This window comes from Enterococcus sp. 3H8_DIV0648, from assembly GCF_002140655.1.
GTDB classification, from domain to species: Bacteria; Bacillota; Bacilli; order Lactobacillales; family Enterococcaceae; genus Enterococcus_A; species Enterococcus_A hulanensis.
In genome coordinates this window covers 1,080,956-1,082,294 of the sequence record NZ_NGLG01000001.1, presented here as the reverse complement: position 1 = coordinate 1,082,294, position 1,339 = coordinate 1,080,956, and the positions used below count along the sequence as shown (strand labels likewise).

General features: G+C 33.3%; 1 protein-coding gene and 1 pseudogene. Both read right to left on the bottom strand.

Annotated features, from left to right (window positions below):
* Positions 1 to 141 precede the first annotated feature (141 nt).
* Positions 142 to 795, bottom strand: a pseudogene (locus A5875_RS24375) (IS30 family transposase); the annotation flags it as partial.
* Positions 796 to 933: 138 nt separating this feature from the next.
* Positions 934 to 1,329, bottom strand: a complete 396-nt coding sequence (locus A5875_RS05025) for a hypothetical protein (RefSeq protein WP_088932598.1) — start codon at positions 1,327 to 1,329, stop codon at positions 934 to 936.
* Positions 1,330 to 1,339: the final 10 nt, after the last annotated feature.

The window sequence follows — 1,339 nt, the reverse complement described above, 5'->3', positions numbered from 1 at the left end:
AATATACATTAAGCGAAGTTACATACGATAAACTAGTATACATATTAACCGCAGCATTTGATTATTTTAGTATCACTGTTGTTTGACTCAATCTGTTAGATTCCTATAAAACTACTTTGATTATCCGCAAAAAGTTCTCGATTATTCTAAATTTGGCTTATACTGCAGTGATTTCCATTTAAAAACTTTCTTAGTCGCAAATTCATACTTTGAACAGCTTGATCGATTTTGCTTTGAGAGATATTTTTAAAATTAGATGGCTTTGGAAAATATTTTCTGAGTAATCCATTATTGTTCTCATTAGATCCATATCCATGTTCATATGGCGAACTTGGATTGGCATAATAGATTTTTCAGTCAAAAGTGTCTTCAATGAGTCCGCTTTTAAACTGATTGAAAAATTCGCTTCCACTGTCACATGTGATCGATTTCACAACATGAGAATACATTTCTACTAATCGTTTAATTGTCGTCATCATTGATCTACCAGTCTTATTTGGTAGCTTAATTGCTACATAATGTCTTGTCTTACGTTCATTGCAGGTCGATTATTTAATGTAAGACCGTCGAAGAATTCCCACTTCGGTCTTTTTAACAACTTTGCAGTAATTTTTATTTTATAGCGTCTTCCACGCCCCTTAATTTTTTTATCTCAAAAGGAATGATTTGTTTATAAATTCAGGTATAGATTGTTGAAGTACAGATTTTTACGCTACGAACCGCATTTGCGATCCGCTCTGGTGTATATTTCATTTCTAGGTACTTTAAAATGGTCTTAGTGCTGTGTACAGTGGCCAAGCATCAGTAAGTAGACCAATCTCATTTCACAATTTAGGCACTTGAAATCCTTGCTACGACAATCACTTGAAATAATCCTCACTTATGTAAATCTCTTTTTAAATAACAAGCTTTAATATTAAGAAAAAAGGAAGCTTACGCTTGGAATGACTTGCTGCGCTTTTTCTTCTCTATACCCCATCCTATTATCCAACACAGAACCAAAGCGTAGTTTTCTAAAGCACCTACTAAGCTAGTTAGTTTTGAGCTGTCTTCTAAAAATCCTAAGAGATGGTTGGTTCCAAATCCCATTCCTCCAATAATCAAAGAAAAAAGAATGATCCTCAAGAAAAACCAATCATATTTAATATTGATTGCTATAAGTATTGGAATAATCGCAAGATTCCAAAAAGCAATTTCTCTTTGCCAGCCTAAGGATATCCCATATTCTGAGTTTGCTCCCATATAATTTGCAAAGAAAAGCTGTAGTACAGATGCTGAAAACATTGCTACGATTACTAAAGCGAAAGTAACTCTTAAAAGCTTATTCATTATTTCTCTC